At 49.5% G+C, this 22898-nt stretch carries 15 protein-coding genes and 1 pseudogene; 1 reads left to right on the forward strand and 15 read right to left on the reverse strand.

The window, feature by feature from the left end:
- Positions 1-32: 32 nt before the first annotated feature.
- Positions 33-800, reverse strand: a complete 768-nt coding sequence (locus tag I2G43_RS01345) for an ABC transporter ATP-binding protein (protein WP_117776189.1) — start codon at positions 798-800, stop codon at positions 33-35.
- Positions 801-812: 12 nt separating this feature from the next.
- Positions 813-1658, reverse strand: coding sequence for an ABC transporter permease (locus I2G43_RS01350; protein ID WP_324249477.1), 846 nt, complete (start codon positions 1656-1658; stop codon positions 813-815).
- Between the two features lie 161 nt (positions 1659-1819).
- Here I2G43_RS01350 and I2G43_RS01355 point away from each other — a divergent pair, with 161 nt between their 5' ends.
- Complete coding sequence (locus tag I2G43_RS01355) at positions 1820-2749, forward strand: glycosyltransferase family 2 protein (protein ID WP_195534807.1); 930 nt, start codon at positions 1820-1822, stop codon at positions 2747-2749.
- 36 nt (positions 2750-2785) lie between these two features.
- On the opposite strand, the gene I2G43_RS01360 is transcribed toward I2G43_RS01355, so the two are convergent.
- The 13 genes and pseudogenes from I2G43_RS01360 to I2G43_RS01420 all read right to left on the reverse strand — a co-directional run.
- Complete coding sequence (locus I2G43_RS01360; RefSeq protein WP_195534808.1) at positions 2786-4648, reverse strand: glycosyltransferase; 1863 nt, start codon at positions 4646-4648, stop codon at positions 2786-2788.
- 8 nt (positions 4649-4656) lie between these two features.
- Positions 4657-5844, reverse strand: coding sequence for a LicD family protein (locus I2G43_RS01365; RefSeq protein WP_195534809.1), 1188 nt, complete (start codon positions 5842-5844; stop codon positions 4657-4659).
- A 99-nt stretch (positions 5845-5943) separates the two neighbouring features.
- Positions 5944-7881, reverse strand: coding sequence for a glycosyltransferase (locus tag I2G43_RS01370; RefSeq protein WP_195534810.1), 1938 nt, complete (start codon positions 7879-7881; stop codon positions 5944-5946).
- 55 nt (positions 7882-7936) lie between these two features.
- On the reverse strand, positions 7937-9385 hold the full coding sequence (locus I2G43_RS01375) for a sugar nucleotide-binding protein (protein WP_195534811.1): 1449 nt from the start codon (positions 9383-9385) through the stop codon (positions 7937-7939).
- 12 nt (positions 9386-9397) lie between these two features.
- Positions 9398-10420 (reverse strand): dTDP-glucose 4,6-dehydratase, encoded by a 1023-nt coding sequence (gene rfbB / locus I2G43_RS01380; protein WP_195534812.1) that lies wholly within the window; start codon positions 10418-10420, stop codon positions 9398-9400.
- Between the two features lie 24 nt (positions 10421-10444).
- Entirely contained in the window at positions 10445-11344 is a 900-nt protein-coding gene (gene rfbA, locus I2G43_RS01385) for a glucose-1-phosphate thymidylyltransferase RfbA (protein ID WP_195534813.1), read from the reverse strand.
- A 16-nt stretch (positions 11345-11360) separates the two neighbouring features.
- Positions 11361-12176 carry a glycosyltransferase gene (locus tag I2G43_RS01390; protein ID WP_195534814.1) on the reverse strand — a complete coding sequence of 272 codons (816 nt, stop codon included), beginning with the start codon at positions 12174-12176 and terminating at the stop codon, positions 11361-11363.
- On the reverse strand, positions 12169-13149 hold the full coding sequence (locus I2G43_RS01395) for a glycosyltransferase family 2 protein (protein ID WP_229071440.1): 981 nt from the start codon (positions 13147-13149) through the stop codon (positions 12169-12171). Before I2G43_RS01395 ends, I2G43_RS01390 begins: the two co-directional genes overlap by 8 nt.
- An 11-nt stretch (positions 13150-13160) precedes the next feature.
- Positions 13161-13553, reverse strand: a complete 393-nt coding sequence (locus I2G43_RS10675; RefSeq protein ID WP_118406019.1) for a GtrA family protein — start codon at positions 13551-13553, stop codon at positions 13161-13163.
- A 20-nt stretch (positions 13554-13573) separates the two neighbouring features.
- A complete protein-coding gene (locus I2G43_RS01405) occupies positions 13574-15199 on the reverse strand; it encodes a hypothetical protein (protein WP_195534815.1) in 1626 nt (541 codons plus the stop codon).
- A 138-nt stretch (positions 15200-15337) separates the two neighbouring features.
- Complete coding sequence (locus tag I2G43_RS01410; protein WP_195534816.1) at positions 15338-18505, reverse strand: hypothetical protein; 3168 nt, start codon at positions 18503-18505, stop codon at positions 15338-15340.
- Positions 18506-18690: 185 nt separating this feature from the next.
- Positions 18691-21726 carry a L,D-transpeptidase family protein gene (locus I2G43_RS01415; RefSeq protein WP_195534817.1) on the reverse strand — a complete coding sequence of 1012 codons (3036 nt, stop codon included), beginning with the start codon at positions 21724-21726 and terminating at the stop codon, positions 18691-18693.
- 177 nt (positions 21727-21903) lie between these two features.
- Positions 21904-22898 (reverse strand): annotated as a pseudogene (locus tag I2G43_RS01420) (hypothetical protein); the annotation flags it as partial.

Consider the following 22898-nt stretch of genomic DNA (forward strand, 5'->3'; position numbering starts at 1 on the left):
AGTGCAAGTTCGCACGGCTAATAAATTATAGCCTACTTGAACTGGTCGTGGTACGCCTTGCAGACCTCATCCACGGGACCATCCATGCGTAGATCGCCTTTCTCGATCCAAACAGCACGCTGGCAAATGCGTTCAACCTGCTCCATGGAGTGAGAAACGAACAAGACCGTGACGTCGCCGCTCTCGATAAAGTGCTGAATACGGCGCTCGCACTTCTGCTGGAAAAAGACATCGCCAACAGAAAGCGTCTCATCGACGATTAGGATATCGGGCTCGGTAATCGTAGCGATGGCAAAGGCAATGCGCGCAACCATACCCGAAGAGAAGTTCTTCAAGGGCATGTCAACAAAATCTTTGAGCTCAGCAAACTCGATGATCTCGTCAAAACTAGCGTCGATAAACTCCTTGGTATAGCCAAGCAGCGCACCGTTCAGATAGATGTTCTCCCGAGCCGTAAGCTCCGGGTCAAAACCGGCACCGAGCTCAATCAGCGGCGCAATATTGCCGTGAACCTTAACCTCACCTTCGCTGGGCTCCAAAACGCCAGCGATGATCTTGAGCATCGTAGACTTGCCGGAACCGTTAGTACCAACAAGGCCAACGACCTCGCCACGATGCACATCAAACGAAATGTGCTTAAGAGCGCGGAATTCCTCAAAGAACAGCTCATGCTTTGCGAGCTTAATAAAATACTCCTTGAGGTTTGTCAGGGACTCGGACGCCATGTTGAAAATCATGGTGACGTCTTTAACCTCAACAGCAAGGGGCTGCTTGCTGTAATCAATAGCAGATTCAGTCATGAACAGCACTCCTTAGATGTAGAGAATAAACTTGTGCTCGGTCTTATGGAACACGGTGTAGCCAACGACAAGGGCGACAACCGCCCAAGCAACACAAAGGCTAAAAGTAAGCGCAGAAGGCATGGTGTTAAACAGGAAAATATCGCGCATAAACTGGAGATAGTTGTACATGGGATTTACAACCACCAGCACTTGAATCCAATGTGCCATCTGGCTAATAAAGTCGGTCGTCCAGAAAATCGGCGTCAGATACATCCAGGCCGTGATAACAACGGTCCACAGGTGCATAACATCGCGGAAAAAAACCGCCAGCGCCGACAGCATCATGCCCAAGCCCATGCAGAAGCACATAAGCAACAGCAGACAAACCGGCAGCAGAATTAAATGCCAGGTGGGGAGCACGTGGAACCAAAGCATAACCAAGGCGACGGCAACCAAAGAGAAGGCGAAGTTAACAAGTGAGAACAGCACCTTCTGCACCGGAAAGACCCAACGGTGCACCTTAACCTTCTTAAGCAGTGAGGAAGCCCAAATGATGGACATAAGAGCTTGATTCGTCGACTCGGACATGACAGAGAACGTCACGTTACCGACAATCAAGTAAAGCGGATACATTTCGGGCGTAATCGAGCCATTGCGACCTTGCGCGAAGATAGTCGAGAATACAATCGACATAACAACCATCATCAGCAGCGGGTTAAGAACAGACCATGCCACGCCCAAGACGCTACGACGGTATTTAATCTTAAAATCTTTCGTGACAAGTTGCTTAAGAATGAACCTGTCCTTTTCAAAATCATTTTTAGCGTGAGAGGCCGGTTTAGCCACCGCCTTCTGACTCTCTACGTTGTCAGCCACAGACCATCTCCTTGTCTCGTAAAACATAACAGTGGAAAGTATAGCCCTCCAGCGCAGGCGATAACCCACCGCAACAAATCTGGAGAACTAACCCATATCTAATCAAAGGGGCAGGCGATAGGTATACTTTCGACCAGTTGAGTCATTAGAGGAGGTCCTACATGGACTATTCGAATACCGCCGTCATAATCCCCTGCTACAACGAAGCGCTGACGATTGGCAAGGTTGCCGACGATTTTCATCGAGAGTTGCCCGGCGCAGTTGTCTATGTTTACGACAACAACTCGTCCGACGACACTTCGCAAATCGCCAAGCAGCACGGGGCTACGGTGCGCCATGAGCCCAGGCAGGGCAAAGGTAACGTATGTCGCCAAATGTTCCGTGATGTCGATGCTGAATGCTATCTAATGGTTGATGGAGACGACACTTACCCCGCCGAGGCGGCAAAGGCGCTTTGCGAGCCCATCCTTAACGGCGAAGCCGATATGACCGTTGGCGACCGTCTCTCTAACGGCACCTACGCAAAAGAAAACAACCGCGCATTTCACGGATTTGGCAACAATCTCGTTCGCACCATGATCAAATGGATATACGGCTACAGCTTTGACGACGTTATGACAGGCTACAGAGCTATGAGCAAACCTTTCGTAAAGACCTTTCCCATCTTAAGTGAGGGCTTCCAGATCGAAACCGAGCTCTCCATCCACGCCGTCGACCACCGCTGGCGAATTAAAGACGTGCCGGTGGAGTATCGCGATCGGCCCGCAGGCTCCGAGTCCAAGCTTAATACCGTTAGCGACGGCATTAAGGTCATCGCAATGATCGGCACGCTCTTTAAAGACTATCGTCCGCTCAAGTTCTTTACCCTTATAGCGCTCATCTTCGCCATCATAGGCCTTGCTCTCGGAATTCCAATTGTTGCGGAGTACTTCCAAACCGGCTTAGTCCCCCGCTTCCCCACGGCCATACTTGCGGCCTCATTCATGTTCCTGTGTGGGTTGAGTCTAGCAACGGGACTAATCCTCGACTCAGTTGCAAAAGTCGAAAGAAAACAATGGGAGCTACAAGCCTATAAAACCTATTCAAAATAAGAAGGGGGTCCGGAAATAATCCGGACCCCCTTCTTATCAAAGCCCCAAGTACTTTTCCCAAAACTCTCGCGAAGTCATGTACGGCATGGCATTTTTCCATGCCCCCCTGACGCTCCTGCCTTCTTTGCGATAGCGCGCCATCAGCTCGCGCTCTCGGCAGCGAACGCTCTTGAACCGCGCTCGGTCCATCGTGCGAACCGATCCCTTCTCGCGGGTCGGATCAAGAAAGACCAGCGTCTTGCAGCGCGTCGAGTTGCCCTCAAGCGTACAGCTGCCGTTCTTTACTACATAGCCAGGTTTCCCGCACAGCAGCGCATCGGGAAGATAATGCTTGTCGTAAGGAATAGATCTCCAATACTTCATAAACTTCGAAGGATGGAATTCCAGATTAGCATTAGCGAGCACTTGCTTCGTAACCCCGGCCTTGCGTAGAAGCTCAGGGTCCATCTCGGAAACAGGAATCAGCTTTTCGTTTAGCTTACCCTTACCGATCATAGTTGCAGCGCCATCAAGCTTCTGGAGATACTCAGGGCCGCGCAGATAGTCCTCAAAGCCATCAAGAATAAACTCGGCAGCCTGATAATCCATATCGCGCAAATTCTGACGTACCCCTCGCTGAATACGAAGGACAAACATCTTCTCATCAGCACAATCATCGAGAGCAATCATGGCAAAGAAGTTGCGGAAATATTGATAACAATCCACCGAAGCCCTGAAACGCCCCTCAAAGCTTGCATGCCACACACAAATGCAATTCATGGTCATGTAGACGGGCTTATTGCGCATGCCAAACTCAACGTCGTCACAGCGGATAAAGAAAGGCATGGGAAGACCGTTCTTTTCGATAGCCTTCACCGGAATACAGCTATACCACCAGGCTCCGTAAGCCTGGTCAACCTCGACGTTTGTGCGTTCATTTTCGAGGATGTCGGCCAGCTTGCCGACATTCAGATCATCTTTTACGCGACGATAAGCACCGGTAGTCGCCACATACGAGACATCCTCAAACTGACGAGTAGGGTCCTCCATTGAGAGCATGGCGCCGTTAATAAAGGCATCCTTATATTTGCCCTTCGCAAGAGAGAGGAGATTGAACGTACGAATCAAACTCTCGGGCATGATGGAGACATCGTCATCCATCAAAATGATATGTGTGAACTGATCAGGAGTTTCAGTGGCCGCCATCATTCCTCGTGCAAAGCCTCCCGAGCCACCCGTGTTGGGATTCGGGAGCACGGTGACTAGCCCATCGGAAAGTGATGCAGAATCGAGCGTCTGCCCATTGTCGACGACAAACATGTGGAAGTGGTCGCGAATCGGACCGTCCTCTTTGGAGATGCCCGCTTTAACGAGTTCAATATTCGGAAGAATGTACTGCTCATTCTTAAATGTGGTAGTAGAAAGAACAAGATTGATCGGGTTAATTGAGTCCTCAGGAACATCAGTCAGATAAGAAGCGTTCAAGAGGTCTACGGAATAGCCCTCATCACTCTCAATCCTAAAACCGATTAAGTCGTAGCCGGTTGTATCGACATCAATATCGATAACGCAAGGATCAACTTCATCGCCATCAAAAGGATTCGATTTAAGCTCGACAGGATTCAGCTCGTTAGATCTCACTCCATGAACGACAACCCGGCCTCTGCCAAATAAAGCCATATGCAAGACGACGCTGTCAACAGACGCATACTGATGCCATTTGCCAGCAGATAAGCCATTTACATACGTCAGAAAGTCAACGTTTCCATTGATATGAAGTGAATGAATGTCGTCATTATACGAAGCATCACCAGAGAGCACGCGATAGTAGAGTTCGGGAAAATCCTTTGCATGCTTTTCAACTTTAAGTACAACATTCGCAAGTTTAAACTGCATTTCAAATACCTTAATCAAAGCCATTGTAACTACTAATTACATTCGACGACAAACTTTGCCATCGCGGAGCGAACATCAGGATCAGACAAAACATCCTTTGCAAAATGATCATGCCCGCAGATGTCCATAGGCATGTAAGGCCATCCAGGATAACAGGCGTCAGCGACCTTTTCCGCTTTCGCAGGAACCGAAAAAGAGAAACCGCCAAACGGATGCTTTCTTACGGGAAGAATATCGTTGCGATCCCAAATTATTTTTCGCTTAGGGGCATCAAAAACGTTATCAATCGCGTATGCAAAATCGGCATGAGGCTCATCGGTCAACAAACCAAGTGCATGAGCCTTTTCGTTAAATGAATCGAATACGCTCTGGACAAGATCAATCTCCGCAGAAGAAACAACTGTTCTCTGAGCTTCCAAGTCAACATCCCCGCACTGCACGCTAAGACCACTGTCGGGATGAACCATCCAAGGATTATCTTTCCAAAAACTAAACTCATGCTCATTTTTGTCAAAGAAATCCATAAGCTCAATTCTGAGTTGCCTAAGTCGATCGTTCGCGCGCTTGGAATTCTCGGCCGCACGGTCGTAAATCGAAATGTCCACAAAACAAGGTATAAGCGAATTAGTTGAACAAAAGCGAACTTGACGGCACTTTACAAACCAGTCATATACAAGAGTGATTTGATATTCAGGGTCGTCTTTTAAAGCGGCAGTGAGCTTATCCACATCGGACCTAAGCATGCAGATATCAATATCGTCGTCCCAAGGAATAAAACCCGATCGAGACAAGGTGCCAACAAGAGAACCATAAGAAAGCCAGTATTGAATATTATTGGCAGCACAAATCGCGTCTAGCTTACTCATCAACACCGCGTTTGCCTGCTGCATCAATCGAATATCACCCTCGGCGTCGGGTAATGCATCAAAGATTTTGCAACGGAGCTCAAAAGGGGTGAGATCGGGGTACGCACGTCGCGCTAACAATTCAAAGCGAAGCCTCATTTGTTCTGACAGACTTTGTTGGCGTTGCTTGAGCAATTCAATTTCTGGAAATAGCCGAGTATCGAATTTGTAATTGATATTCATATTGATACCGTTATCGGCCTGCTCAATACGGGCGAAAACCTCGTCAAAACGACGGTCCATATCCTCATGCATAGCATGCAACGATCGGGATGAGCCAGGGAGGATCTTTTTAATAGTAGAAAGCAAGGACATGGCTTAACCTTCGCAACGACAAACAATGGACGAAGCACAATTACTCATATGATACAAAAGAATGAGTGGGTCCCACCTTGAAACCCACTCACATGAAGACTACTCCGACGCCTCTTTCAAATACTGTTTCCAGAAATCGATCGAAGTAAAGACATCTCTATACGAAGCGTATTCGGTATAAATCTTATCTTTGTTACGCTTGAATTCCTTCTCGGCTTTACGAAAACGACTCCAAACCTCTTTGAATCGCTTCTTATCCATATGTCTAATGGCACCCTTTTTATTAGGCATATCTACCACAATAAGCGTGTCAACATCCCTGATTTTACCTGCGGGATAAACCCATCCCGCAGCATCAATAACAGCAACCCTACCGTTACGTTTAGCGGAGTCGTTAACAAAACGGTGGCCATTAATGGTCAGATAATCCTTAAATGCCTGCAGCCTAGACCTGTCGCCCCCAAGGCTCAGATTGCCAAAAGTCAGTTGCGTCAAGTCGACACCCAATTCTAGCGCCTGAGGGATGAGCTGCTCGATGGGAATCAATTGTTCCCTTTCACGATTTGCCGCCATAAAACGGGATTCAGCGACAGGATGAGAAATCCACTCCGGACCTCTCAAAAAATCTTCAAGACCTTTTACGGCAAGAGCAGCTTCATCGTAATTAAATTTCTTCAAGTCGAGCTCAACTTCACGACGAATCTCATAAAGAAAATCAGAGAGAGGCGCAGCGCCAGTTGTCGCCTGACTGATTAGCGTATTTCGGCTTACCTGATAACGCTCCACGGCAGCACTATACTTAAACTTAAAGGAATTATGCCAAACGCAAATACCATTCATGGACATGAACTTGGGCTTGCAGCGAAGCGCGTACTCGGCGTCATCCGAACGAACAAATAAAGGCAAAGGCAGCCCCTCGCGCTCAATCGTTGCGGTAGGTATAACGCAATACCACCAGCCAGCATACTGTTGGGCAGTGTCCTCATAAAGGCCAGTTGGGGCCTTATATATCTCGGTCTCAACGACATCATGAAGTGAGGTCATATAGCCTGCAGGCTTAAGGGGAGAAAAAGTTCCCTTAGCAGTAAAGAACCCTAAATCCTCGGTACGCAAATTGGGCTCTTCCAAGCTCATCATGGCACCCGATAAAAAGGCCTCAGCATATTCTTCTTTGAGAAGAGAGAGCAGGTTGAAAGTGCGGATAAAACTCTCGGGAAGAACCTCGACATCATCGTCCATCAGGAGAACATGAGTCGCTTTAGGATTCTGCTCAAGTGACTCAATCATCCCCCGAGCAAAACCACCAGACCCGCCAACATTAGGATTTGGATGAACAGTAACACGCGATGAATCCAGGTTTGCACTATTCAGCGAACGGCCATTATCAATAATGTGTACGTGGAAATGATCAGCAATCTCTTCATCAGAATCAATAATGTTCTTTTGTAAAAGAGATACGTTACGGACAATATAGTCTTCTTTTTTAAACGTAGTAGTTGCAAGCGCTAGCTCAACTGGATGAATATCCAGTTCTTCACAATCGCAATAATAATACGCATTCCGAATATTAACAGGGCCTTCAGTACTGATATTAAAAGCGTGCAGAATCTCTCCCTCACAAAGGGAGAGTTCGATTTCAGCTGTACTCCATTCATCGGATCGTTGCAAACTAACCGCAGAGCCATCAATTGTAGAAGGAATCCAAGAATAATTATTTGCATACGTCTGCTGAAGCGTTAAGGCGGAGCCGCAATACTCGATATGAAGATAAAACGCCTTTGCAGTAGTGTATTTTCGCCACTTATTAATGGATAGCGCATTAAAATATGTTGTGAAATCAACATTGGTCGATTTCATGATTTCAATAGCGTCATTCGAAGTTGGAATAACGAGACCCTCCGTTGCCCTATAGCAAAGCAATGGATACTGCAACATCGCATCAGATCCGTTAAAAATCAAATTTGCAAGTTTAAAATGCATTGAAAACCATCCAAAAAAATTCCTGGTGCAACTTGGCAAAATGGCATAAATGCCCATGGCATTGTCTGCATTCTCACTGATTTTAAGAATGCAAACAATGTACTAAAGGCATCTAATCAAAATGAAGTTTTAGCTCTTCCTCCCAGTCGGGCATATGGAACCCAACCGACTCGAGCCTGGACAGGTCGAGCGCGGAGTGGACCGGGCGCGGGGCGATGGGGCCCTCGGCGCCGGCGTAGTAGTCTGCGGTCGATACCGGCACGACCCTGTCGCCGTTGCCGTTGGCGGCCTCGAAGACGGCTCGGGCGATGTCCGCCCAGCTCTTCACGGCGCCGGAGCCGGTGCAGTCGTAGGTGCCGTAGGGGGCCTTCGCGTCCAGCACGTGGAAGATGGCCTCCGCCATGTCGCGCGTGAAGGTCAGGCGGCCCAGCTGGTCGTCGACGACGGTGACCCTCTCGAGCCCGTCCTCGGGGTCGGCGACGCGGTCGGACAGGCCCTTCATCGTCTTGACGAAGTTGTGCCCCTCGCCGATGACCCAGGAGCTGCGCATGATGTAGTGGCGCGGGCACCCCGCCACGGCGATGTCGCCGGCGGCCTTGGTCTGGCCGTAGACGGAAAGCGGGCTGGGGGGCTCGTCCTCTGTGTGGACCTCGGCCGTGCCGTCGAAGACGTAGTCGGAGGAGACATGCACGAGGGTGATCCCGTGCTCAGAGCAGGTGCGGGCGAGCAGCGCCGGCCCGGTCGCGTTGGCCTTCCAGGCGGTCACGCGGCCCTCGGGGGTCTCCGCTTTGTCCACGGCCGTGTAGGCGCCGCAGTTGATCACGGTGCCGTAGAGCGACCAGTCGTACTGCGCGTAGGCCGCCGGGTCGGACATGTCGAAGGTGTCGATGTCGCAGAAGTCGAAGTCCTTGGCGACGCCGCGCTCCTCGGCCAGCTCGCGCACCGCGCGGCCCAGCTGGCCGTTGCAGCCTGTGACGAGGGTGCGCCTCGGCGCCATGGGGATGACGTCCTTCAGCATCGGGTGGTTGAGGTCGGCCTCGGAGACGGTGGCCTCGGCCAGCGGGATCGGCCACTCGATGGCGAGCTCGGGGTCGGCGAGGTTCACGAAGGTGTAGGTCCTCTTCAGCTCCAGCGACCAGTGGGCGTCCACCAGGTAGGTGTAGGCGGTGCCGTCCTCCAGGGCCTGGAAGGAGTTGCCCACGCCGCGCGGGACGTAGATGGCCCTGGACGGGTCGAGCGTGCAGGTGAACACCTTGCCGAAGGTCTCGCTGCCCTCGCGAAGGTCGACCCAGGCGCCGAAGACCGAGCCGCGGGCCACCGAGATGAACTTGTCCCAGGGCTCGGCGTGGATGCCGCGGGTGACGCCGCGGCTGTCGTTGTAGGAGACGTTGTTCTGGACGACGCGGAGGTCCGGGATGCCCAGGGCGGTCATCTTGGCGCGCTGCCAGTTCTCCTTGAACCAGCCGCGCGAGTCGCCGTGGACGGCCAGGTCGACGACCTTGAGGCCCCCGATGCCGGTCTCCGTGACGGAGAGGTCCTTCTCGAATGCGATGTCTGCCATGTCTCTCCCCTCCTACTGGCCCTGCGCGCGGTAGCGGGCCTCGGTGGCCTCCTTGGCCGGGCGCCACCAGGACTCGTTGGCCACGTACCAGTCGATCGTCTGCTTCAGGCCCTCGGCGAAGTCGGTGTGGGCCGGCCTCCAGCCGAGCTCGCGCTGCAGCTTGGTGGAGTCGATGGCGTAGCGGCGGTCGTGGCCGGGGCGGTCGGCGACCCAGTCGAAGTCCTCGGGGTCGCGGCCCATGGCCGTAAGTATCATGCGCAGCACGGTGATGTTGTCCCTCTCGCCATTTGCGCCGATGAGGTAGGTCTCCCCCATGCGGCCCTTGGTGAGGATGTCCCAGACGGCCGAGGAGTGGTCCTCGGTGTGGATCCAGTCGCGGACGTTCTCGCCGCGGCCGTAGAGCTTGGGGCGGACGCCGTCGACGATGTTCGTGATCTGCCTGGGGATGAACTTCTCCACGTGCTGGTAGGGGCCGTAGTTGTTGGAGCAGTTGGAGATCGTGGCGCGAAGGCCGTAGGTGCGGGTCCAGGCGCGGACGAGCATGTCGGAGCTGGCCTTGGTCGAGCTGTACGGGGAGGACGGGCGGTAGGGCGTCTCCTCGGTGAACTTGGCCGGGTCGTCGAGCGCCAGGTCGCCGTAGACCTCGTCGGTGGAGACGTGGTGGTAGCGGACGCCGTGCTTGCGGACGGCCTCCAGAAGGCGGAAGGTGCCCTCCACGTTGGTGCGCAGGAACGGCTCCGGGTCGGCGATGGAGTTGTCGTTGTGGGACTCCGCGGCGTAGTGCACGATGGCGTCGTGGCCCGGCACCAGCTCATCGAGCAGCCCGGCGTCGCAGATGTCGCCCACGACGAGCTCGACGCGGTCGGCCGGCAGCCCGGCGATGTTCTCGGGGTTGCCGGCGTAGGTCAGCTTGTCCAGGACGGTGACGTGCACGTCGGGGTGGTTGTTGACCACGTAGTGGACGAAGTTGCTGCCGATGAAGCCGCAGCCGCCCGTGACGATGATGTTCCTGGGCTCGAAGAGCTCTTCAGACATGTTTCTATCTCCCATTGGATCGGATTAGTACTCGCGCGGGCTGTTGACGATCTCGCCGGCGGCGACCTTCTTCAGGTGCCGGCCGTAGACCGACTTGCCGTAGGCCCTCGCGGCCTCCTCCAGCTCGGCGGTCGTGATCCAGCCGTTCTCCCAGGCGATCTCCTCGGGGACCGAGACCGGAAGGTCCTGGGAGTGCTCCACGGCGCGGACGAACTCCGCGGCCTCGTGCAGGCTCTCCATGGTGCCGGTGTCCAGCCACGCGTAGCCGCGGCCGAGGGTCACGACCGACAGCGTCCCCTCCTCCAGGTACATCCGGTTGAGGTCGGTGATCTCCAGCTCCCCGCGGGCCGACGGCTTGACCTCATGCGCCTTGGCGGCCACGTCGCCCGGGTAGAAGTACAGGCCGGTGACGGCGTAGGAGCTCTTGGGCTCGGCTGGCTTCTCCTCGATGGAGACGGCCCTCCCCTCGCCGTCGAACTCCACGACGCCGAAGCGCTCGGGGTCGTCCACGTGGTAGCCGAAGACCGTGGCGCGGCCCGACTCCGCGTTCTGGACGGCGCGCGTCAGGTGGCGCGACAGGCCGTTGCCGTAGAAGATGTTGTCGCCGAGCACCAGGGCGCACGGCTCGCCGTTAATGAACTCCTCGCCGATGGTGAAGGCCTGCGCCAGGCCGTCCGGCGAGGGCTGCTCGGCGTAGGACAGGTTCACGCCGTAACGCGAGCCGTCCCCGAGCAGGCGCTCGAAGTTGGGGAGGTCGGTCGGGGTGGAGATGACCAGGATGTCCCGGATGCCCGCCAGCATGAGGGTGGACAGCGGGTAGTAGATCATGGGCTTGTCGTAGACCGGCAGCAGCTGCTTGGAGGTCACGAGCGTGAGCGGGTACAGGCGCGTGCCGGACCCGCCGGCGAGGATGATGCCTTTCATTCAATCACTTCCAAAGTCAGTGAACGGAAAAATAAATCCGTTTAGCAATGTTCCTGATTGAGAGCGACAATTTACGAGCGGTTAAATCAACCGACGATATATTGATACCATCGAGTGAACAGATTGCTCGCACAAAATCAAACTCATCGCGTTTCAATTGCTCTTTTTTATCCTTAAAAAGTGAGTTCGTAGTAGATTCGTTGCACACTCTAAAATAGGAATAAATTGAGTCTAGATAGCAGACATCACTATTAAGTGATAGACGAATCCAATACTCCCAATCAGGGGAGTAACACAAAGAATCATTAAAGGGTCCAACCTTTTGCCAGCAATCTCTACGAAACATGACATTAGAAGGCTCTCCATAGATATTATGAGTTCGAAATGTCTTGCGGGCAAAATCAGAGCCTTTTAAAACCATATCCCGCTTAAAAGGTCTCCTCTTCATTGTAATGGCACCATTCGAGTCAATAACACATGAAGCGCTGAAGCAGAGAGAGCACTTTGGATTAGCATCCAGTGCTGCAACCTCAGACTCAAGAGCCCCGGGTAACAAAATATCATCCTGAAAGAGGAAATGAATATACTCGCCAGAAGATTTCTCAATGGCATTATTCCAGTTTCCAACAAGACCGAGATTACTGGCGTTTCTAAATACCTTAATTCGAGAATCCGTTAGCTTGGAAACAATCTCAAATGTTCCATCAGTTGACTGATCATCGAAAATTAATAATTCGAAATCGCGGAAAGACTGGCTTAACACCGAATCAATTGCCTTCAAAATGTACTTAGCACCATTAAAACAAGGCATCAACACACTAACTTTAGGCATCCTTGTCCTCCTTATCGGACAAAAATTCCTCAATAAAATAGCGAGGACGATGCTTCGTCTCCATATAAGTCTTTCCAACGTACTCGCCGATGACACCCAAAGCCAAAAGTTGAAGTCCGCCAAGACACCAAATTGACATAATAATGCTTGTCCAGCCAACTTGTACATCGCCAATAAAATGACCAATAAAAAGATATACAAGTGCAAATAAACTAAAAATAGAAATGATTAAACCGGTGAGAGTAATTATCCTAATCGGTTTAGTACTAAAAGACGTTATACCTTCAAAAGCAAATGACAGCATTTTACCGAGCGTGTATTTAGATTCGCCGGCAAACCGTTTCCCTCGCGAATAATACACGCAGCAAGATTTGAAACCAACTAAAGGAACCAAACCACGAAGAAATAGATTAACCTCACGGAATTGAGACAATGCAAGAACAGCACGCTTGGACATCAATCTATAGTCAGCATGGTTATAAACAGCATCGACACCCAACGAAGACTGTAAGCGATAAAAAGACTGTGCGGTAAAACGTTTTAGAAAGGAATCACTAGAACGATCATTTCGTACACCATATACAACTTCATAGCCTTCGCGAGCTCTTGAAACCATTTCATCAAGCGCATTGATATCATCTTGTAAATCAGCGTCCATCGATGCTATTAAATCAGCAAACTCCGCTGCCTTGTGTAACCCAGAAAGTAAAGCCTTCTGATGGCCACAATTCCTAGAGAGCTTAAGTCCACAGAATAAGGAATTAGACTGATGAAGACTTTCGATGATCTCCCAAGTCTTATCGGATGACCCATCGTCAACTAACAAAACCTTACTGTTCGCATTAATCTGAGACAATTTTACTAAAGTGGAAAACTTCTCAAAAAGCCTTTTAGAGGTTTCCCGCAAAACGCTCTCCTCGTTATAACAAGGAACCACGAGATAGAGAATCGGCAATATGTCCATCTTTGTCATGCAAGCACCTATCACTTAAATGCCCAATACTTACTTAAAATATAATTAAGAGGATAAGTTACAAACAAGTTAAGCAGTGGACCAAGAATAGAAGAAATTCCAAGCACACTAACCCAAAAGTACAAAAGGATGTTGTTGATAATCAATCCAGTAAAAGCACTCGAAGCAAGTAGCTTGGAAAAACTTGAAATAAGTGAACTCAAATCCGATCTCTCATTATCAAAAACATATTTATTGTTCCAATAGAAGGAATTGATGACACCAGCAAAATATGAAACTATATTGGCGACAATATAGTTCACTCCAATAAAAAGGAGTGCCGCGTAAACTAAGTAAGAAACGATTGTATTTGAAAGTCCAACAATCGAAAACTTCAGAAATTGAATCACCGAATCTCGTTTCATTAAAGACCCTTTTCCTACTGTTATCTATAAAGGACATAAACAAAACAAGAGGTTCCATCATCGATTTGAGTATATCCGGGCAGTTTTTTAAAACCACTATATCCTAGTTCATCTTTCAGTTGAGAAAGAACCTCTTCTTCGCAGTCGTGATTATTCATGTAAACAACCAGATCATCAGAATCAATATAATTTCTATCGCAAAAACTGCTAATAGCTTTCTGATCAGGAATCAGCGCATGAATGCGAGACAATTTGGCAACTTCTAATAGCTTCGCAGTGAGCTGATAGTAATCATAAGAGACAAAGAGCCCCGTTGAACCCGCGTACTTCTCTACTGCGGCTTCATTGTCAGCAGATTTCGGATATAAATACAAAGCATTGGAAGAAAAGAAAACAGAATCTGCAGCAATAATTGCGCAAACAAATACAGCAGAAACTAAAATAGTGCCCCGAAAATTGAAATCAGTATTATTTCTATAGCGAATTTGCAAATATCTAAATAGATACAAGAACATTCCAAATCCAAATAACAGTAATCCTGGATATGCCAAGCATATGTATCTTGACGAAGTAAAAGGAGATACATAGCAAGCTGTGACGTAAAAAACAAGGGATGAATTAAATAATAAAACTATATAAATCGACTCAGGATGCTCACGATTAATTTTTTTATTCCATAGCAAGTAGAAACAAAGGGCAATTGACAAACAGAAGCTGGCAATCAAAAGAAGCCTTGATCCGAAGAACAAATCAACGGACGACGAACCTAGAAATTGCCAAATTCGTCCAAGTAATACCATTACCCCTGATTGCGATGAGGCCGATTCGACATAGTGATTCCCAAACATGTTGCTTAATGCTGGAGGAAATATGATAAATGACAGACAAACCGATAAGACAATCGTGACTCCATATTTAAAGGAGAACATCCATCCTTTTCTTGCCCAAAAATAAATAGTAAAAAAACAGGAAACAAAAAAGAGATAAATATAGAAATAGAAGTGAGTTAAAAACCCCAATAAAGAAATAACAAATAGGCGGAAATAAACCGATCGATTGGCGAAAGCAACATTAAACATATCGTATAACGCATCAAGAAATGCTAGGGCAAGTGTCACCAATAACAGATACATTCGAATGTAGGTCACTAGATTTAACGCTATGGGACTGAAAGCCCAAAGTGCCATTAAAATTAGAGCGACTGGCTTACTCTGAAACACTTTGTAAGAAAGCTTAAATAAAAATACTAAACTGAGTGAATAGAAACATAGATTAGGAACCAAGCCAAACCATTTGCTAAATTCATTCGGAAACAGTGAGCAAACGGTATGAATAATGAAAAAATAGAGAGGAGGATGTGCGTCATTACTCAGATTATATAAAACCGAATCAAACCGAAACACATGCCCTGTATCAACTGTCAAATAAGACTGAATGAACGTAGGATCCATCCAGTTGGCATCCATATTGTTTTCCCAAAAAATATGTGGAAAATAAAAACTATTCGAGAGACCGAAAGTCCACAGCTCGTCAACATGAAACCCTGTTTTCAAATTGCAATAATAAAATGCGACTAATAACGCAGTCACAAACATTACAGCAAATAATACGCCATAAGACTTGCATCGTTTTGCACATGAATTCATAAACGAGTCCCTAAATTAATTAGTAGCTAAACTAAAGGAGTTTACGAAAAATCATAAACTCCTTCAAGATTAAACTAATACAGTTGGACTAAACCACTGAATTACTGCAATAGCGGATAGATGATAGACTTGCATCGCTTACAATTTATCAACCAACTTAACCTCAATCGCTTCCATATGTAGGGCCTCTCCAGTTGTACCCGCGCACTCGCCCGATTTAACCCAATCGAGCCAACCCTTGCTTTGCACATGAGCACTATAGACGACGTCATAGTGCTTGGCGAGATCTCCCGTCAGTTTTATTTCAACGGCCTCAACAGCAAGAGACTTCCCCGTAGTACCGGCAACCTTGCCATTCTTGACCCACTTTTGCCAGCCGATATTCTGAACGTGAGCTCGATATTCGATGTTGCCTGAATACCCAAGGTCGGGTCTGCTGATCGTCAACGCCTCAACAGCTAGGTTACGACCAGTTGTACCAGCGGTCGAGCCTTCGTAAACCGGCTGCTGCCAACCAAGGTTTGAAACATGAGCCCTGATTGTAAACGTTCTCTGAATAGAAGGTTGACTTGTATCCCCAGGAGCGGGCGAACCCTTTTCAACTATAACGACCTGATATGCCTCGAGCCTCAAACCAAAACCGGTCGTTCCGGCAACCTGATCATTACAGGCCCAACCGAGCCAGCCCTTATCCTGAACATGGGCTCGGTAGTAAACGTCATAGCGATTTGCCATCTCGCCAGTAAGGCGAATTTGAATAGCCTGGACAGACTTGCTTTGCCCCGTAGTACCGGAGACTTCTCCCTCTTTCGCATAATCTTGCCAACCGTAATCGGAAACATGCGTCCTGTACTCCAAGCCACCATCGTAGGGAGCATTCTGCAGGTTAAGAGTAATGGCCTCGACAGCTTTTGACTGACCAACGGTACCAGAAGCATTTCCACCCTTGGAGGCCGATTGCCAGCCGTCATTCGAAACATGCGAAGTTGCCAACACGTCAAGAGGGCCTCGTGACACCTTAACAACGTCGTAGCCCGACTCGCCCTTCTTGAAATAAGTCAGAGCACCGCTATTGTGCGAATAGATCGCAAAGTCGTAATTTGCCGAAGCAAGTATGGAATCCGAAAACTCTACGAGATAGCAAGAATCTCCCAGTTTGCAAAGGGATCTGATAGCAGCATCCGTGTCTTCGGTAATCGGAGAAGCAAACCAATCCATAATCGAATAATCGATGACGGCACCCGGCTTCAAGGCCTCGGCCTTCGTGGAATTCCAAAGTCCACCAGCAGCATCGGCACTGGCCGAGTTATACGTACTAGACCCATAACCAGAAAGACCGATCTCCGGATTAAAGAAGAGAATCAGCTCTGCAGCAACGGAAGAATCGACATCGGTAATGCCAAGACGGTCAAGCTGTTCCTGCTTTTGGGGATACATACCCGTCGGTGTGTTTGGATGCCCCTTGTAATAATACAAATAGTCATCGCCATAGATAACTTCGGTCAAATTGGCATAGTCGTCAAAATTCTGCTCGTAAGAAACGTACGTTCCAAGCAGCATCATCACCTTTTTGCCCTGTTGAGTCGCTGCATCAAAATAACCATCGTTAAAGTTGTACAGGGCCTTAAACGCTTGGACTGTATCCTCTCCCCTATTCTGCAGGCTCGTAAGCATGCTCGAAACGTTCATCTTCTTAACGTTAGGATCGGATGCGATCTTATTCGCAAAGGCATTATCGTCACCACTCGTAAACAGATTCGTTCGAGTCATCCACCACTGAGTGCCGGGCTCAATACTCAGCACGGCATACATAGAATCCCAGTGATCGTGATAATCGCTATACGACTTTGAGACCTCACCGGTTTCGTATTCCTTATTCTTTGCAGCGTTCCATAGAGCAATCAGCTCCGCTTGCTTAGAATCTGGATCCTTAACGTCGAAGGCCTCGTTGGTAAAGACATATGTGGCAGATCCATCGGACAACAGCCGAATGAAGTATTGACCAGCGGGAATCTTATTGGCGTAAATCATCCTATGGATCAACGAGCAGGTGATGTCATTGATATACAGATTGAACTTTGCCTTGGGATTGATCTTGTAGAGCGCAGCGACATAATCCGCGAACGCCTGATAGCTCGAACTGGAAGCATTCTCCTCATGAGTCAGGTACGGAAGACCATACATCCCGGATGGAAGCGAGTTCCAGTTATAGGCACTTGGGCGATCGAGCATTACGATTGACGGAATGCTCGTTCCAGCAGAAGAGGTGCTGATATCCCAGAAAACCAGCGAATAGAGAACAACGGGGAAAGAAGCGCTCAAAGGAGCAAGGTTGTACTCGCTCGCAGAAATGCCAATTGACTGATGATCCTCATGAACGATATTTCCATTCTTCAAATAATGCAACGTAACGTCAAACGGACCATAATCGCTAAAATCAATTTCACTGGAGCTAGAGCCCAGATCTCCGAGTGCAATCGTGCTTGAGACGGAACGGGTGACCCTCCCTCCATACGACATGGAGCCTGCAACCTTTATCGAATCAGCGATGCCGAGTCGTTTTATATCCTCGACCTGCGGAATATTCAGGGTTACTTTAGTCGTCTCCCCAACCTGAGAAAGAGAGCAATTAAAGACATACGGGACATAGGCACCAGCGGTATCGCCAGGCGCCGCGTCACCCTTCTTTACAATGACGATCTGTATTGCTTCAACGGCATAAGACCAACCGGTGGTTCCAGCAGTCGACCCATTTGAGGTCCATCCAAGCCAGCCGAAATTAGAAGCATGAACGCGATAATACAGGTCATAAGAAGCTGCCCTGTCACCCGTCAGCTTGAGCTCGACGGCTTCAATCTGAAGGCCCTTTCCCGTCGTGCCGGAGACAGCTCCATTAGAAACCCAATCCTGCCAGCCTTCATTTTGAACATGAGAGCGGTATTCGATACCAAGGTCCTCTGAATTAGGGAGGGAAACCCTGAGCGCCTCAAGCCTACGAGACTGGCCTGTTGTGCCAGAGATCGAGCCATTCGATGTAAACGTCGGCTCCCAGCCAATGCCTGAAATGTGAGATTTATAGTTGACATCCGGGACCGCCTCTTTGGGCTCCATGGCAACATCAATCGAAGGCGCCGTTTCATCGGCTACAGCAGCAGTTTGATCCGAGGGGTCGGATTGGGTCTCTGGGACGGATTCATATTCGTTGGAACCAACATTTTGATCTGCCCAACAAGCCAAAGGGCTCAAAAGCAGCATCGACATGAAGCAGGAAATCAGAACAATAAATGCTCTAAATTGCCTTTTCAAAAGAATCGCCTCCTAGATAGACAGTCTTCAATAACCATACTATCGGGAGTAGGCTTCATTAATGCCACCAATTAGGTGAACGAAGAAAAAGGAGCCTTGTCCAACGGCAAGGGCCCTTTCCCGTTGCCAAGACTACGGCAACAGGAAAGGGCCCTCTAACAAGCTCTCGTCGCTTACGAGAATGGCTAGTAGATTACCACCTTGGTAGCAAGGGGCACGTTATTCCAAATCCATTTAGCGCGATCGATGGGCAAACGCACGCAGCCTTGTGAAATATGCATTCCCATTCGGCTGTCCATGGGATTAAAAGTTCCCTGGAAGTACGGTATTGAATGGAACAGGTAGTCCCCATAAAACTGCGTGTAGTAGTAGCAGGTATACCCATGTCCAAACGAGTAGCCCTTGCCGGTGACGGTATACTCACCCGTAGGCGTTGGAGTACTAGGGGCGCCGGTAGAGCAAGTCCAGTATTGAGCGTAACTCCACGACCCGCGCTGTCCACGAAAAACTCCAAGGCGGCATGCTTGCCTGTCAACCATAATGAGCCAGCTTGTATTGCTCGAATATCTATTAGCCCGATTAAGCATAGTCATCATATCTGCCGGCAACAAAGGCTGGTCAGTAAACGGACGCGCAGTAGAACCGGGAGCACCAGCGCCCTTGGGAACAATCTTCACTTGAACAGACTCGACTCTGCAGCCTATCCTAGACGTACCCGCAGGCTGCCCATTTGAGGTCCAGTCGAGCCACCCAAAGTCTTGGCAATATGCTCGATACCAAACATCAAAGTAGTTCGATAAATCACCGGTTAACCTAATCTTTAGAGCCTCGATACGCTTTGCACAGCCTACTGTGCCAGCGACATTCCCATTAGAAGTCCAGCCTTGCCAGCCCACATCCTGCACATGGGCGGAGTACTCAATACCGCCCGATACACTACTTGAGACATTCAACTTCAGTGCCTCAATAGCAAGCGACCTACCAGTTGTGCCAGCAACACCACCGTTGCCAACGGGATTCATCCAACCGAGCGTGGCGACATGCGCCTGGAGCGTTAGAGCTGGAGCCGAGATAAATGCGGGTGCAGACGATGCACCAGGATTTCCGCCCTTCGCGACAAGCTTTATTTGGACAGCCTCTATCTGGATATTTAACCCGGTAGTTCCAGCGGAATCGCCGTTCTTGGCCCAACCCAACCAACCATAACCAGCCGAATGAACTCGATAGAAAATGTCATACTGATTCGCCAGGGGACCATTTATGCGCAGTTCAAGAGCCTGAATGGCCAACCCTTGTCCAACGGTCCCAACATAACCGGCAGACCGCCATTCCTGCCAACCAATATTGGCAACATGGGCTCGTGCCTCAATAAGAGAGCCATCATCCACACCGGCCAGCGACACATTCAGAGCTTGAAGCGAAAGCGATTTTCCCGTTGTGCCGGCATCCTGCCCATCTAAAACAGATGGAGACCACCCACGATTAGCGGAATGAGCCTGATATACAACATGAGTGCAATCGGCGGAAGTATCGGAAACAAACGCTCCGTCCGTTACTCCGGGCGCGCCACTGCCTTTACCGATAATCTTTACTTCGACAGCCTTAAGGAATGAACCCGGTATCGTTGCCCCCGCATCCGCGCCATTACACGCCCAACCAAGCCATCCTTTTTTGGAGTCAAAGCACCGATACCAAACGTCATAGGCATTAGACAAATCACCAGTAAGAGTCAATCTCACAGCCTTCAAAGTTCGGCCATCATTTTTAGAGTTAAGCGCAGCACCGTCAGAAACAACTCCGCTCCATCCGGCAAATTCATAGCAGCCTGAATAACCAATTGAACCTGAAGTCTCTTGATTATCAAACGAAATAGAAAGCGAGGTTAAGGGTTCAGAGCCGCTCTCGGAACCCATTAAAATCGTTTTACCCTGCACAGTGCCCAAACTATTGCCATTAAGGCCATACGAACTGCCATTCAGAACATCCGTAGCTCCAATAAAATGATTCGCTGTATCGCCAGGAGCAGAGCAGCCCTTTTCGACCAACATAACTTGAATACCCTGAATGGCGGCACCCTTCCCCACCGAGCCCGCAGGAGACCCATTGGACGTCCAGCCCAACCATCCGCCCAATTTGGAAGCATACACACGGTACCAAATGTCGTAAGTTGCAGATATCTCGTCGTTCAGCTTAAACTGAACGGCCTCAATGGACCGAGACTGCCCGGTCGTGCCAACAGTACCTGAAGACCAGCTTTGCCAACCAATGCCAGAGACGTGCGCGCGAGAGGAAATAGAGCCTCCGTGGCCATACCAATTAACACTAAGCGACAGTGCCTCGATTGCATTTCTTGAGTCAATGACCCCCGATGTCTTTCCGTCCGCGACAACACCCATCCATCCAACATTGGAGACATGAGATCGATAGGAAACGGAAGGCGGTTCCTGAGAATGGTCCCTAAAGGCATCGCCCCGCGCTGGCGCATCTTGAGCATTTTTTGGGAGCACCTTTATCTGAATAGCTTCGATCTGATAAGCATAGCCCTGTGTTCCAGCAGGCTCACCATTTGAGGCCCAGCCAAGCCAACCAACATTTGCAGAATGAACGCGATACCAAATGTCATACGATTCAGAAAGACCGCCCGACAAAGATAGCTTGATCGCCTCGATGGCTCGCGACTGTCCAACTGTTCCAGATGTCTGCCCGTTACCCACCAGCTGAGACTCCCAGCCGATCCCGGAAATATGAGATTGGACCGAAATGCTGTCACTCCCCAAAGGGGTGCCATCTTGTGAAAGCAGATTGATCTTGAGTGCTTCAACGCGCTTAGCACGACCTGTTGTGCCAGCCGTCATTCCATTTGAAACGGGAGCTTGCCAGCCAATATCCTGTACATGAGTCTGGTATGAAACGGAGCCAAAGACAGCGGATGCAACATTTTCGGGTTTCGGCGAATCAGTCGCATTGGAAGCAGACTCGCTAGAAACGGATGAGGGAGAATCATTGTCTGACACAGTCGGCTGCTCGACTTCAACCCCCTGCTGTTCGTCATTTAAGACGAAGTCCTCGTCTTCCGAGCTGCCGGCGGCATTAACGGAATAATCAGTAGATTCCGGCTGCACCGGTAAAGAATCAGCCCAGACAGAAAGGGGCGTCAGAAGACACTGAAGAATCAGTAATGGCGTCATTGCCGTTGCTAGCAGTCGTTGCGTCTTTTTCATTCGACTCCCCCATCAATCGACCATCTTTAGCATCATTATTTATCGTTTCGGCAATTGTATTAATAACGAAAACGTGAATGGCACTTAAATAGAAACGAACGGACCGTTGCAAAACGGCCCGTTCGTTTTAACTAGAGTAACTGCTAAAACCTGTGCGAAGGCATGACTTTCGATCAGCTATGCAAGCGGCACGTTGTCATACCAACCCCACTTTGGCTTATATGAGGTGGAATAATAATCCAACCAGTACGCCATATCGAGCGTCCTGATCTGACCGACATTATCCATAACCTGGTTATTGCCAATATAGAGACATACGTGACCGTAAATGCTGCCCATGCGGGTATGCGTATGCGAAGGAACGGCAATGACCATTCCGACTTTCAGCTGAGAATAATCGGTGAATTTACAATAATCCCAGTAGTAATCGCAGGCATCTGTATGGACGTTCCTAAATCCGGCACGCTCGTAGATATCTGCAATCCACTCGGAGCACAATCCCGGGCCAGGAGACGGTACCTGTCGGGCAAGATCTACAATCTTCTTCTGCATGGGATTTACAAACGCAGAAGGCTGCCCAAGCAAACACGGCGAAACGGTACTCCCGGGGGCATTGGCGCCCTTCCTTGTAAGTCGAACTTGGACAGCTTGGACATGCGACCCATAGCCAGTGCTACCGGCAACGGCACCATTTTTAGTCCAACCAAGCCAGCCGACATTATCGACATGGACCCTATACCAAACATCAAAATAGGTTGCCAAGTCACCAGAAAGAGAAATTTTAATAGCCTCAACCGAATTAGTTTCAGCAGTAGACGAAAGCTGCTCCCCGTTTGTCTTGCCAGAAGTCCAGCCTACATTCGAAAGATGCAGTTGATATTTAATCCCGCCGGCAACAGATGAAGTAGTTTTAGCCGAAAACCCGGTGATGGAAATTCCCTGACCAGTTGTACCGGACACCTCTCCGGCCGAGACAGAATTCTGCCAAGCGCCTTTCACCTGAGAGGAATATGTCACCGAAGGTATTTCAAGATGGGAATATCCCGATGTATCAGGATGGGAAGCACCCTTCTTAATGAGCTTAATCTGAACAGCCTCGAGAGAGCACGACATACCAGTGGTGCCGGCCTCCTCGCCGTCCTTGGCCCAGGCCATCCAGCCGATGTTGGAGG

The sequence above is a fragment of the Collinsella aerofaciens genome, from assembly GCF_015557435.1.
GTDB classification, from domain to species: Bacteria; Actinomycetota; Coriobacteriia; order Coriobacteriales; family Coriobacteriaceae; genus Collinsella; species Collinsella aerofaciens_Z.